The sequence below is a fragment of the Acinetobacter sp. GFQ9D191M genome (assembly GCF_011174875.1).
GTDB lineage: Bacteria > Pseudomonadota > Gammaproteobacteria > Pseudomonadales > Moraxellaceae > Acinetobacter.
Genome location: NZ_JAALGV010000071.1, coordinates 1 through 12,950, shown reverse-complemented (window position 1 = coordinate 12,950; position 12,950 = coordinate 1). Strand labels below are relative to the sequence as shown.

Sequence of the window (12,950 nt, the reverse complement as noted above, 5' to 3'; positions counted from 1 at the left end):
ATTATTTGCTTTTCACCAAAGGTAAACCTTGAGCTTTCCAGTTTGTAATGCCGCCATCCAGACGGTAGGCATCTGCATGACCTACCTGTTGAAGCGCAGAACCTGCAACTTGCCCAAGATTACAAATGAACACCAACGGGCGATCAGATGCTTTTAACTCATCAACGTGTTTTGTAATTTGGCTATATGGAATGTTACGGCTACCACTGATGTGACCTTCACGGAAGTCTTTGGCATCACGTAAATCAATCAGCATGGCATTTTTTGCTTTAACTAAAATTCCCAGCGATTGCGGAGAGATTTTGCGACCATTACGTTGACCTTCGATGATGAAGAAGACAACCACGAGTACCGCGAGTGTTCCAAACAAGAAGGGGTGATTCCCCATAAACTCGAACCAACGTTCCACAATTCACCTAATTACAATTTTAAAATTGCCAAGAGTATAGCTCATAAATATGGTGATCAAAATCACCGCTTCAAGGGCTAAGCCTTAAGAAAATTAATTTTTTTGCTGCGCTTCGTTAATTTCGTCGATTAAACGTAAATAGCTGTCCAGCCGGCGCGGCAAAATTTCCCCTGTTGATGCTGCCTGACGTAAGGCACACTGCTTTTCATGCTTATGTGTGCAGTTACGGAACTGGCAGTGTCCCAAGAGGTTTTCAATCTCTGGGAAACCAGTCTGCACTTTGTCCAAAGTCAGGTGCCAGAGACCAAACTCGCGAATTCCCGGAGAGTCAATAAGGGCCGCACCGTCACCAAAGGAAATCAGACGTGTGGAGGTCGTCGTATGCTGACCCAGTGCCGAGTTTTCAGAAATGACATTGGTTTTCTGTGCAGCATCCGGAACGATCGCATTAATCAGCGTGCTTTTACCTACACCAGACTGACCGACAAACGCTACAGTTTCCTCATTCAGACGAGCGGACAGTTCTGTCAGATCGCCATCGGACTGGGTTTGCATGACTTCATAACCCAAATCTTTATATTCTTTAAGCAAATCCAGAATCGGATCATTTTCCTTGAGCAAATCTGATTTATTGAGCACTAAAAGTGCTGGAATCTCTGCATCTGCACAAGCCACCAGATAACGGTCAATCAAACCTGGTGCTGGTTCAGGCAATGGCGCGAACACAATCACAATCAGGGAAATATTGGCGGCAACCGGTTTAACCTTGTGGTAACGGTCAGGACGGGTCAGCAAAGAAGTGCGCGGATGAATCGCTGTAATAATGCCGAGTCCGGTATTGGGATCAGCCTGCCATTTGACCCGGTCACCTGTTACCAGCAATTCCAGGTTAGTTCGGGTATGGCAGCGCCAGACACTCCCTAGTTCAATCGGCTTCCAGAATGGCTCAGGTTCACCTTCAGCCACGACCGGTTTTTCAGGATGCTGTTCAGGTACGGACAAGGCCTGGACCTCAAGCTGGCGGCCATAATGCTGCACGACCAGCCCTTCCAGGTCTTGAGAGGTATCGATCTCTTCCTGACGCGTTTTGTGCTGTTTTTGAATACGACGTTGTTGTTGTTCAGTTAAACGACGTTTACGTATTAAAGCCATTCAAATCCTAAAAAACCATGGGAGCGAGATGGCAAAAATAGCATGAAGCGGGGTGTCAGTTACAGCATCGACGTAATAAATTTGCTACTATAAATGTTTTATAGCCTAATAAGATTGCACATTTATGAGCAGCACCCCGGATAGCCGCCTGATTTGGATTGACCTGGAAATGACAGGTCTGGATACAGACAATGACCAGATTATTGAAGTTGCCACGATTGTAACGGACGATAACCTAAATATTCTTGCCGAAGGGCCCGTGCTAGCTGTGCATCAATCTGACCGTATCCTGAATGCGATGGACGAGTGGAATACTCGCCAGCATGGTCAGTCTGGCCTGATTGAGCGCGTACGCCGCAGTAAATTAACTGCTCAGGATGCAGAACGTGAAACCATTGAATTCCTGAAAAAATGGGTCAATCCAAAAGTATCGCCGATGTGTGGTAACTCGATCTGTCAGGATCGTCGCTTTCTGCACCGTTTAATGCCTGAACTGGAACAGTATTTCCATTACCGTAATCTAGACGTATCTTCAGTAAAAGAGCTGGCAAAACGCTGGCGCCCTGAAATCATGAGTGGTCTGAAGAAAAATGCTTCGCATCTAGCGATGGATGATATCCGTGATTCGATTGCTGAACTGAAATATTATCGTGAATATTTCTTCATTATGAATAAATAATCCGAGCAAATAAAAAAGAGGCGAAAGCTTCTTTTTTATTGCTTGGCAGAAAGTTTCTTGTGATAAAAGTTTTCACTGCTTTCAAACAGTACCCAGGTCAGAAGCACCAGAGCAAGATGGGTTTGGGTTTCATATTGATCCAAGATAATCAAAGCAAATAATCCCAAAGTCAGGATACGGATCATGATACTGAGATAATAATTTTTCTGCTTTTTAAAGGTTAAACCGTAAAGATAGAGCAGGAACAGGAAAACCATCAGGGCAAAAAGGGCGTTAAATAGCATGCTGATCTGGCTCCCTTTAGGACAATAATAATTGAAATATTGTGAAGATTATTATGATGGTAATTTGATCGATTTTACGTGTGTTAACGATGGCACAAGAAAGCTTTTTTGACTGATTTTGTATCTGAATTTTAGTGGCAGTAAAGTGTCCATGATTTTGCTAAAATGCTCTGGTGTTTTTCTTGCTATTGATGACCTATGACTGATCTGCTTCAAGATGATGAGTATGACCGCCGTTTTGCGGGTGTAGCCAAAATTTATGGTGACGATAGCTTTCATCATTATGAAAACAGTCATGTGATGGTGATCGGAATTGGCGGTGTTGGTTCATGGGCAGTCGAAGCACTGGCACGTACCGGGATTGGCGAGCTAACGCTGGTCGACATGGATGTGGTCGCAGCATCGAATATTAACCGTCAGTTACCAGCCATGACGGCGACGCTAGGATGTGAAAAAATCGAAATCATGGCGGAACGCTGCCGTTTGATTAATCCCCGAATCAAGATCAATCTGATTGACGATTATCTGACACCAGAAAATGTGAAAGAAATTCTGTCAGGAAATCCTGACATCATTCTGGATTGTATCGATGACGTCAAAGCAAAGTTTGCCTTGATGCTGCATTGCCGTTTTAACAAGATTCCTTTGATTGTGTCAGGTGGGGCAGGCGGTAAACTGGATCCCTTAAAAATCCGGGTAGCCGATTTATCCAAAACTGAACAAGATCCAATGCTGGCAAAATTACGTGCGCAATTACGTGCTAAAGGCATCTGTAAAAAGCCAAAAGAAAAATTTGGGATCACTTGTGTCTACTCTATCGATAACCCATTCTCGAGTGCGGATGTTTGTGCAAGTGCAGGCTTACGCTGTGGTGGTTATGGGTCTGCAGTGGTAGTGACATCTAGCTTCGCCATGGTTGCGGTATCGGAAGTATTGAAAAAGCTCGATAGTAAAAGACTTAAAGCCTGATTGAGTCAAAAAAAAGCACACGATCTGTGCTTTTTTTTATGCTAAGTTTAAAATGAATTTTTATACATATAACAAAAACAATCTTTTGGTTTTGGAGCAGCTATGTGGTTTTTGCTAGTGCTGGTTTTGGGGATTGGGGCTTTAGCAATCTGGATGTGGAAACGTCCTGATCCGGTGAAACGTGATCAGGCCAAAGCCGTGCATCATGATCTATGGATTGAGCAGATTGATGCTCAATTGAAATATGCAACGCGTCTAAGTACGGATCCGCATCATCCAGACTATGAACGTGCCTATCAAATTTATCAGGGACTGGCCCAGCAGCAGGAATTGCCACAGGCTTATGTAGGTATGGCCTTGATGCACTTAAACGGACAAGGGCGTGAGCAGAGCATAGAAAAAGCCATAAGCTTTCTTGAAAAAGCTTATAGTTTAGGTGGTGAGGATGCAGCCTATCATTTAGGCCAGATCTATGATGGTCATCAATACCAATTAAATGATCCTGAAAAAGCCTTGTACTGGTATCGGCATGCGGTCGCGCGTGGTCATCTGGATGCGCAGTATCGCATCACTGAGCTGGCTGAATCTGACCATGACACTGCAGAACAGCAACGTCTGCAACTGTTAATTCAAAATGCCGAGCAGGGACATGCCAATTCACAGTATCAGTTAGCCCAATATTATTTGGCAGATGGTGCAGCGCAAGATTTAAGTCTGGGTATTCACTATCTGTTTCTGGCAGCACAGCAGGACCACTTGGCGGCCAATCAGGATATTGCCGAAGCCTATGCAAATGGCAAAATCTTGCCCAAAGATCAACAGCAGGCTTTGAGTTTCATTAAACGCTGTATTCATCTGGGTGATCAGAGTGGTTTATATGATTACTATGCCGGCGTGTTACTCGGTACTATTGATCCTGATCAACGTCAACGGGTGTTTAAGCATCTATTACAGCAGTCCAAAGAACATAAAGATGCACAGGCCAAAACCCTGATCGGTCTGGCTTATTTTCATGGCTGGTATGTACAAAAAAATGAAACCATGGCATTTCGTTACTGGTCTGAAGCAGCACAAACCCAGCATTCTCAGGCCTTGAGTCTGATTGCTGCACTATATTTTGAATCCTATCTGGTCGCACATGAACCGGAGAAAGCATTTGAACTCTATCAACATGCTTTGCAAAATGATCCTGATCATGGCTTCAGTCAGATGGGCCTGGCACTCTGTTATTTAAACGGAGTAGGTATAGCCAAAGATACGGCTAAAGCTACCCAAATGATTCAGGCAATTGCACAGCAAGAGCAACTTGTAGCACAGTCTGAAGCTGACCTGATTTATATAGTCGGACGTTTTTATAGCTTGCCTGAATATCCGCTGCCGACTCGAGAAAAGGCAATTCAATATTTGAATCAGGCGGTGACGAAAGGATCAAGTAAGGCTGCCTGGTATCTGTACCAAGCGTATTCTGGTTTTTATCCAGTCTTTGAAGTGAATGAGGAACAGGCAAAACGTTATCTGCATCAGGCAGCTCAATTGGGCGATGCACAAGCCCAGAAAGAATTAGGCTTAATGTATTTAAAAGGCAAAAAGGTGGAGCAGGATACGGCTTTAGGACTGAAATATCTGCAACAGGCCGCGAGCCAGCATAATGGTCTCGCATTAAATGCTTTAGGTGAGGCTTTGGAACACGGCATTGGTATTGAAGCTAATTTGGATCAGGCAATCCAGTGCTACCATAAAGCGGCTGCGCAGGTGAATGCCGATGCTTATAGTCATCTGGGGCGCTTATATACCAAAGGTATTGGTGTAGAACGTGATATTGCAATTGCCCGTGAATGGCTGGAAAAAGGCAGTCTATTAGGACATGAGCCTTCTATTGAACAGCTTAACAATGTAAATGCTTATCTGCATATGTAAACTTCAAAAATAAAAAACCGCTGTTAGTTAGCGGTTTTTTATTGAGCTAAATACTTAAGGCAGTTGTTTGATCGGGCTACCACCCAAAGCTTGCATTAGGGTCACATAAGCATTGTATTGGCTTTGGCGGGTTTGCACTAAAGACAGACGGGCATTCCGCGTGGTTTCCTGTGCATCCAGCAGATTTTTCAATGCTACTGCACCATTACGATAACGTACTTCAGTCAAACGCTCAGTACGTTCAGCCAGTTCAACGTTACGCTGTTGTAACGCAACCTGTTTGGTGAGTTCAGTACGATTAGACAAGGCATTCTCTACATCGGCAAAAGCTTCGTACATGGTTTGACGATACTGGATAATCGCTTTTTCATATTCCAGCTCATTCACCTGTAAATCACGTTTCATATCATTCCATTGTAGGAATGGCAGGCTGAGTCCAGCACCTAAGGTCGCCACCGGATTTTTAAGTACATCTGACAATGATGAACTGGTGCCCACGCCGGTACTTAGGCTGCCAGTCAGGCTGATCGAAGGATAATAACTGGCTTTATTGGCATCCTTGTTGGCCAAGGCTTTACGCAAACGCAATTCAGTAGCTCTCAAGTCAGGACGGCGGGAGAGAAGGCTAGCAGGCAAGCCAGCTTCAATCGACGGTAAAGCAATATTCGGTAAACGTTTCGGTTCCTGAATCGAAAGCTGTTGCACAGGCATATTCATGAGTACTGCCAGCGCCGTACGTGTTTCCACACGTTGCTGCTCAATCTGACTTAAGGTCGCTTGCTGGCTTTGGATCGCCTGTTCAGCCTGAGTTAAATCCAAACCAGACACAGCACCGGCACGATACTGGACATTGACCAGATCATAGGTACGCTGTGCAGTCGCTAGGTTTTGTTGAACCACGCTATAACGTTCATTTAGATAACCCAGCTGCCAGTACAGTTGAGCAGTCGTACCAATCAGACTTTGTGCAGTCGCTTGCAAGTCTTCTTCAGATGCCAGGGCTTCCCAGCGTGCTGCTTCAGTCTGATTGGCCAGTTTACCGAACAGATCCAGTTCATAGCTTAAGCCAGGGAAATTAACCCCAAAGCCGGATGAACTGCTGCCATCTTCCAGATCAAAGCTTCTACGCGTGGTTAACCCCGCATCACTGATACGTACACCTTGCTGGCTTTGTGTTTGTCTGGCCTGAATACGGGCTTGCTGCAAATTGATCCCGGCAACGGCCAGATCACTATTGGCTGCCAGTACGTCATTCACCAGACTATTCAATTGAGGATCTTTAAATAGAGTCCACCATTGGTCTGCCAGAATATCAGCATGGATTTGCTGGCTTACAGCTTTACTGTTTTGAAAGTTGTTAGGTACCTGTACAGCAGGTTGTTCATACGGCGTTTTCACCACGGCCGCACAGCCGACCAGTGAACTCCCGAGGAGTAGGGCACTGGCAAGTTTGGTAAGAGTATGCATATCAGATTCCTTATTCTCGAGAAAGTGCATCGACTGGATTCAAACGGGCTGCATTACGTGCCGGGATAAAGCCGAACACAATACCGATCAGGCTTGAGCAGACAAAGGCCGCGACAATTGATATGGTCGAGTATGCCATCTGGAAGGTTCCTCCAGCAAAATGGGTAATCAGCTGACCGATACCGAGTGACAGCAATACGCCTAAAATACCGCCCAGAATACAAACCAGAACAGCTTCAATCAGGAACTGTTGCAGAATGTCACTTTGGCGCGCACCCACAGCCATTCGTACCCCGATTTCCTGAGTACGTTCAGTCACGGAAACCAGCATAATATTCATTACGCCGATACCACCCACGACCAGTGAAATCACTGCAATTGCCGAGATCAGCAAGGTCATGGTTTGAGTCGTTTGCTGAATCGTTTCACGGATACTGTCTGCATTTTGCGTAAATACATCCTGCGCGCCGTGACGTTGGACCAGTAAATTCAAAATGGCATTTTCAGCAGCTGCACTCGGATATTCATCCTTAATACGCACAATGATCTGACGTACATTCGGTTGACCCAGCATACGGCTCATGACGGTAGAATAGGGTAGATAGACATTCAGGCTATCATTGTTTCCCATCATGCCTTTTTGCGCATCAATGACGCCAATCACCCGGCTTGGTACACTGCCTAAAAGCAGCACCTGACCGACAGGATTGGTGCCATCTGCAAAGAAAGTGTTTTGGGTGTTGGTATCAATCACCACATCCTGCGCCTGTTCAGTGATACTTTCCTTATCAAATGGCTGACCTGATTTAAAGGTCATACCTTTAACATAGAAGAAGTCTTCACTAACGCCGTTGACGGTAGTTGATGCTTCAATCTCTTTGAAGCGTCCAGTGACACTGCTGTTGACCGATGGGCTGACCCCATCCACATAAGGCTGTTCTGCCAGTGCATCGGCATCAGCGGGAATTAGCGTCTTGGATTGGGAGGAACGTGAATTATCCCCGAAGCCCCGGCCCTGGAACACGGTAATGGTATTGGTCCCGAGACTACTGATATTTTCCAGAATCTGCTTTTGTGAACCGTTACCCAGCGCAACGACCGAAACCACCGATGCGATCCCGATAATAATCCCGAGCATGGTCAGGAAGGTCCGCATCCGGTGCGCATTCATGGCCAATAAGGCCATACGGAAAGCTTCACCGAGACGGTCTACTGCAGAACGCCAGCTCGAGATTTTCTTCTGTTCATTTCGGACCAGATTTTTTTTCTCGAAACCATCATCAACTTCAGGCATATTCGGTTTATCTGAAATGATATTCCCGTCTGAAATCTCGATAATACGCGTCGCATTTTTTGCCACGTTATGATCATGTGTGACCAGAATAATGGTATGACCTTTGGCATTCAGCTCACGCAGAATCCGCATCACTTCAATACCGCTATTCTTATCCAGTGCACCGGTTGGTTCGTCGGCAAGAATCACGTCACCGCCATTCATCAGGGCACGGGCAATCGAAACACGCTGCTGCTGACCACCAGACAATTGACTCGGACGGTTCTGGGTTTTTTCACCCAAGCCCAAATCAGTCAGTAATTTGACAGCACGTTCGTGACGGGTATCTGAATCTGCACCGGCATAAATTGCAGGAACTTCGACATTACCTGCCGCACTTAAATCACTGAGCAGATGATAACGCTGGAAAATAAAGCCGAAATATTCACGACGTAACTGCGCTAGTTCATCAGCTTCAAGTTCGCGGGTTTCACGGCCTTTAACTTTATAGCTGCCCTTGGTCGGCTTATCCAGACAGCCCAGAATATTCATCAGGGTGGATTTACCCGAACCGGACTGACCGACAATGGCGACCAGTTCGCCCGGATAAATCTCCAGATTGACCCCTTTTAAAATCTGGACCGTGCTTTCACCCGCAGGGAATTCACGAACCAGATTCTTGACCTCGAGTAGAGGTTGCTGTTGTTGATTCATGCTTACATTCTCATTGGGCCGGCGCCACCAGGACCACGGCCACTGCCGCCACGTTTAGCACCGTCATTAGAAGTATCAGAGCCATCTGCAATCACAACCTGATCACCACGTTTCAAGCCTTTGATCACTTGTGCGGTTACACGGTTATTCAGACCAATCAGGACAGGGGTTGGTTTTGCTGTTCCGTCTGCCTGCAATACACGAACCATGGCACGCTGAGCTTTGCCTTGTTCAATCAGGGCACGTTCAGCATCAGAAAGTTCTAAGCGAGGAGGACGGTCACCTTCCAGACGTTTACTATCGCCACGGGCTTGATCCTGACCTTCGCCACGTGCAGATGGGTCACCGGCGCCGCGAGAGCCTTCACCACGATTCGGACGTTGTGGACGGTTTGAACCTTGAATGGCAGCCGCTGGAACAGTCAGTACATTACGTGCTTCATCAAGAACAATATAGACTTGCGCCGTCATATCAATACGCAGCTTGCCATCTTCATTCGGTACATCAAACAGGGCGTTGTAATACACTGCAGAGCCTGAAGTTGAGCTTGAAGTATTGGTTTCGGTATTAATTGAATTTGGTGCAGGTTCAACCTGACGAAGTTTGGCGTAAATTTTCTTATCAGTATTACCCAAAGTAGTGAAGTACACTGTTTGGCCTTCCTGAACTTTCATGACATCGGCTTCGGAAATCTCAGCCTTAATCGTCATGGTATCCAGTTGTGCCAGTTTCACAATCGTTGGTGCGCTTTGATTGGCGTTTACAGTCTGACCTTCTTCAGTCACGATCGCTACGATAGTTCCATCCATGGGTGCCACGATTTGGGTATAACCGAGATCTTCTTTCGCGGTTGCCAAGGTTAAACGTGACTGCTCAATCTGTGCATTAATCGCAGTGATATCTGCCTGAGCGGTTTTGTAGCTGGCTAATGCAGATTCCAGTTCTGAACGCGAGGTTGCATCTTGGGCATACATGGCTTGCTGACGCTTATACTCGGCTTCCACCTTGGCAAGGTTGGCCTGTTTCACGGCAAGCTGTGCCATCTGGTTTTTAATGCTGGCTTCAGCAGTCTTTAAATCATTTTCCTGACGAACAGAGTCAATTCGGGCAATTAACTGGCCTTGTTTGACCTGATCGCCGAGTTGCACATACATTTTTTTAACCTGACCCGAAACCTGGGCACCGACACTGACCATTTTGGTGGCTTCAAGTACACCAGTTGCTAGTACCGAATTTTCAATATCCCCTTGGGTCACTTCAGCTGTAATGTATTGTGGCTGCTGCTCTTTTGGTTTCAGAAAATACCAGGCAGTGACTGCCATCAGGATGGCAATTACAATCGCCATAATGAGTTTCGTAGGTTTTATTTTTGGCATATGGATTCAGATTCGGGTCGTAGGATAACAGTTGATTATAAAAGCGAAATTAGGATAAAACGTGAATTTTTTTTATTTAAAATGAGAACTATTTTCCACTGCCTGGTTTAAAAAAGCATATAAGATAAAACCTGATTTTATATAAAGGATTCATTGACCTACTCATATTGGAATCATCTTTTTTAGGTGAAATTTTATACGATTTAGCTATCCAAAAAATATTGATCATATGATGAATCAATTAAATCTTCATGGGAGTATAAAGTACTTCTCAGATAGACTGCATGCAAAAACCTGGCCACTAAACTGCTGGTAAAAATACGCCATAATGCTGCTCAATATCATGGAAGTTTTTAATGATATTTGTTGTAAAAATAATTCTGCGCTAAAGCCAACCTCTTTTATTTTTTAATCTAATTTTTCGAATGATATGTTCTATTAAAATTTAAAAAATCTATGTTTTACATATAGATTTAAGCAAATAAAGTTTGTAATATTTAATTCCATAAAAAAAATATGGGTTTATTTATTAAGAGAATATGCTCATTTAATGAGCGGAAAAATAATACGACTTTACTAAGAAAATTGATGAGGTTCATAGATGGAATGGAATGAAAGTTACAATATTGGAATTGAGGTGATTGATCATCAACATCGCCAGATTCTGGACTATATAAATGCTTTAGAGCAGGTCAAAAGTACCGGAGATCGCGATAAAATCCGGGAGGTTTTAGATGATTTGATCGACTATACTCAGTCACATTTCAGCTTTGAAGAAAACCTGCTGGAACAGGTGAGTTATCAATATTTGCCTTCACATCGCGGCATACATGAATTATTTGTCAAAAAATTAAATGATTATCGTCTGAAGTTTGAGCAAGGTCAGTCCATTGAAAAAGATTTATATCGTCTTCTATCCAAATGGCTCATCAACCATATTCAGCACGATGATCAGGATTATGTCGAAGCAGTACGGGACAATATGCTGAGCTACCTGCGAACGCAGGAGAAGAAAAAAGGTAAAGGCTGGTTTGCGCGTTTCTTTAGTTAGGCACTCGAGGATGCAAACAAGCTTTGACCGCACATTTCAGCAATGGCCTGCAAGATCAGATGTTCAGGGTTCTCTCTGGACATCCCTTTGATTGCAGCATCGATCCGGATCAAAAGCTGAGGCCAGCTTAAAAAGCGCTGTGGACTTAAACGACGCAAGGCTTGCTGATATAAGCTCACTTTAGTCTTCCAGATACCGATTTGTAAGGCATTTTGTGGCTGTTCAAATAATTGCATCAATAGACGCATTTCTTTGCTGATACTCCACAAAATCAGGCTCATCGGTTCACCTGAGGCAATCAGATACTGAAAGATCTTAATTGATTGTGCCAAATTCCCATTGAGCAAGGCATCACTCAGATCATAGGTGCTGTAACGGGACTGATCCTGCAAGCAGGCATATAGATGGTCAATCTGGATAATATCTACTTCAGCAAAGGTATCTGCGACGCGCATCAGGCTATTTTTGGCTGCCAGCAAATTGTGCTCATGATGCTGCTCTAGCCATTGCCAGGCGTCATTGGCCAGCTTAATTCCCAGTTTTTCCGCTTCAATTCCGAGGATCTGTTGACGATCTTTTGGGTAGTTGGCCACTAGCGATACATTTACGCCATTGGCATCAATGGTCTGGAAAAAGCTGGATTTCAGGCTGCTGGCATCCTGCTTCGGCATGACCACCAAGAGCAGATTATCACTGTCCTGTTGGAGATAGCTTTTTAATAGTTTGAGACCGCTGGCATCCGGTTTGATATTGCCATGCACTTCAATTGCCAGTTGGCTAGAAAATAATGACAGGCTGTTTAAAGCATTAAAGACATTTTTCCAGTCAGAGGCAGAGCTAATATCATAACGCTGGCGTTCAACTTCACGGTTTTGCCAGCTGCTACGGAAAGCATCTACCAGATTCTGTTCCAGTAAAGGCTCCTGACCATGCAACACCCAGGCACCGCGAGCTTCATTGACACGTTTTAATGCCTGGAGGTAGTCAAGTTTCATTGGGTCGTCTTATTGGGCTGGTTGAGTCGAAGTTTCTGGTTTTGCCAATGGCAAACGATTCGATGAAATTTGACGCGCAATTTGCTGTGCAATGTCATCAATAATGACTTGGTTTAAATATTTTTGTTCCTGGTCATCAGTGTTGACGGTTTCAATATCATATTGATAGGTACGAGTTGCTACCACAGTACGTGGTTCAGTCACCGGATTGCCTTGTGCATCTTCGATTCGGAAAGTCACATTCAGACGCAATAAGGTTTCCACCAGTTTGCCATTCAATTCTAAACGGCGAGGGGTGTAATCTAGGACACGTAAGACATAAGCATCAGGTGCATTACTCAGCTGTACTCCAGCAGCACCCAGGTAAACAGCCAGTTTTTCCTGAAGATCTTCAGTATTGTCAGGCAGGGCCAGACTCATGACTGAGTAAGCTACAGGTGCGGAACTCGGATTGGTTCCTTTTAAATGAAAGCCACAGCCGACGAGGCCTGCACTGAGACCACAAGTTAAAACAATTGCTGCTAAACGTTTGCCCAAATGCATGCGCTGTCCTCTGTTTTCCATCGGGAAATAATTTGAAATCCTGAATCGGATTGTAAAGTCAAAGCCCGTTGACTGGCAACGGGCTTTGTTTGGAATTGTTTTGGCTCTAGACTAGCAAAAT

At 44.7% G+C, this 12,950-nt stretch carries 12 protein-coding genes; 4 read left to right on the top strand and 8 right to left on the bottom strand.

All coding sequences use genetic code 11. The features are described from left to right. Window position 1 precedes the first annotated feature (1 nt). Window positions 2–409 (bottom strand): rhodanese-like domain-containing protein, encoded by a 408-nt coding sequence (locus tag G5T77_RS10755; protein WP_005232169.1) that lies wholly within the window; start codon window positions 407–409, stop codon window positions 2–4. A 93-nt stretch (window positions 410–502) separates the two neighbouring features. Continuing rightward, a complete protein-coding gene (gene rsgA, locus G5T77_RS10750; RefSeq protein ID WP_159124232.1) occupies window positions 503–1,561 on the bottom strand; it encodes a small ribosomal subunit biogenesis GTPase RsgA in 1,059 nt (352 codons plus the stop codon). A gap of 124 nt (window positions 1,562–1,685) precedes the next feature. On the opposite strand from rsgA, the gene orn reads away from it, so the two are divergent. Further along, complete coding sequence (gene orn, locus G5T77_RS10745) at window positions 1,686–2,240, top strand: oligoribonuclease (RefSeq protein WP_004782074.1); 555 nt, start codon at window positions 1,686–1,688, stop codon at window positions 2,238–2,240. Between the two features lie 35 nt (window positions 2,241–2,275). Here orn and G5T77_RS10740 read toward each other — a convergent pair whose 3' ends face one another. Next, a complete protein-coding gene (locus tag G5T77_RS10740; protein WP_159124233.1) occupies window positions 2,276–2,524 on the bottom strand; it encodes a hypothetical protein in 249 nt (82 codons plus the stop codon). 198 nt (window positions 2,525–2,722) lie between these two features. Here G5T77_RS10740 and G5T77_RS10735 point away from each other — a divergent pair, with 198 nt between their 5' ends. Both G5T77_RS10735 and G5T77_RS10730 read left to right on the top strand, forming a co-directional pair. Next, window positions 2,723–3,493, top strand: a complete 771-nt coding sequence (locus G5T77_RS10735) for a tRNA threonylcarbamoyladenosine dehydratase (protein ID WP_166136343.1) — start codon at window positions 2,723–2,725, stop codon at window positions 3,491–3,493. A 102-nt stretch (window positions 3,494–3,595) separates the two neighbouring features. Further along, window positions 3,596–5,410 (top strand): tetratricopeptide repeat protein, encoded by a 1,815-nt coding sequence (locus G5T77_RS10730; protein WP_166136346.1) that lies wholly within the window; start codon window positions 3,596–3,598, stop codon window positions 5,408–5,410. A 54-nt stretch (window positions 5,411–5,464) separates the two neighbouring features. On the opposite strand, the gene G5T77_RS10725 is transcribed toward G5T77_RS10730, so the two are convergent. From G5T77_RS10725 to G5T77_RS10715, 3 genes are read right to left on the bottom strand one after another with little or no spacing between them, the layout of a single operon-like run. Then, window positions 5,465–6,877: an efflux transporter outer membrane subunit gene (locus G5T77_RS10725; RefSeq protein ID WP_159124235.1), complete on the bottom strand. Its 1,413-nt coding sequence runs from the start codon at window positions 6,875–6,877 to the stop codon at window positions 5,465–5,467. A 10-nt stretch (window positions 6,878–6,887) separates the two neighbouring features. Next, on the bottom strand, window positions 6,888–8,864 hold the full coding sequence (locus G5T77_RS10720; RefSeq protein ID WP_166136349.1) for a MacB family efflux pump subunit: 1,977 nt from the start codon (window positions 8,862–8,864) through the stop codon (window positions 6,888–6,890). 2 nt (window positions 8,865–8,866) lie between these two features. Further along, window positions 8,867–10,240 (bottom strand): MacA family efflux pump subunit, encoded by a 1,374-nt coding sequence (locus G5T77_RS10715; RefSeq protein ID WP_166136352.1) that lies wholly within the window; start codon window positions 10,238–10,240, stop codon window positions 8,867–8,869. A 601-nt stretch (window positions 10,241–10,841) separates the two neighbouring features. Here G5T77_RS10715 and G5T77_RS10710 point away from each other — a divergent pair. Continuing rightward, a complete protein-coding gene (locus tag G5T77_RS10710) occupies window positions 10,842–11,291 on the top strand; it encodes a bacteriohemerythrin (protein ID WP_166136355.1) in 450 nt (149 codons plus the stop codon). Here G5T77_RS10710 and holA read toward each other — a convergent pair. Together holA and lptE are read right to left on the bottom strand one after the other, a co-directional pair. Then, a complete protein-coding gene (gene holA, locus G5T77_RS10705) occupies window positions 11,288–12,286 on the bottom strand; it encodes a DNA polymerase III subunit delta (protein WP_166136358.1) in 999 nt (332 codons plus the stop codon). The genes G5T77_RS10710 and holA overlap by 4 nt on opposite strands. A 9-nt stretch (window positions 12,287–12,295) precedes the next feature. After that, complete coding sequence (gene lptE / locus G5T77_RS10700; protein WP_166136360.1) at window positions 12,296–12,829, bottom strand: LPS assembly lipoprotein LptE; 534 nt, start codon at window positions 12,827–12,829, stop codon at window positions 12,296–12,298. Window positions 12,830–12,950 lie beyond the last annotated feature (121 nt).

Coding starts and splice junctions, on each gene's coding strand:
- lptE (WP_166136360.1), bottom strand. CDS start 12,829: ATGCATTTGGGCAAACGTTTAGCAGCAATTGTTTTAACTTGTGGTCTC.
- holA (WP_166136358.1), bottom strand. CDS start 12,286: ATGAAACTTGACTACCTCCAGGCATTAAAACGTGTCAATGAAGCTCGC.
- G5T77_RS10710 (WP_166136355.1), top strand. CDS start 10,842: ATGGAATGGAATGAAAGTTACAATATTGGAATTGAGGTGATTGATCAT.
- G5T77_RS10720 (WP_166136349.1), bottom strand. CDS start 8,864: ATGAATCAACAACAGCAACCTCTACTCGAGGTCAAGAATCTGGTTCGT.
- G5T77_RS10735 (WP_166136343.1), top strand. CDS start 2,723: ATGACTGATCTGCTTCAAGATGATGAGTATGACCGCCGTTTTGCGGGT.
- G5T77_RS10725 (WP_159124235.1), bottom strand. CDS start 6,877: ATGCATACTCTTACCAAACTTGCCAGTGCCCTACTCCTCGGGAGTTCA.
- G5T77_RS10715 (WP_166136352.1), bottom strand. CDS start 10,240: ATGCCAAAAATAAAACCTACGAAACTCATTATGGCGATTGTAATTGCC.
- orn (WP_004782074.1), top strand. CDS start 1,686: ATGAGCAGCACCCCGGATAGCCGCCTGATTTGGATTGACCTGGAAATG.
- rsgA (WP_159124232.1), bottom strand. CDS start 1,561: ATGGCTTTAATACGTAAACGTCGTTTAACTGAACAACAACAACGTCGT.
- G5T77_RS10740 (WP_159124233.1), bottom strand. CDS start 2,524: ATGCTATTTAACGCCCTTTTTGCCCTGATGGTTTTCCTGTTCCTGCTC.
- G5T77_RS10730 (WP_166136346.1), top strand. CDS start 3,596: ATGTGGTTTTTGCTAGTGCTGGTTTTGGGGATTGGGGCTTTAGCAATC.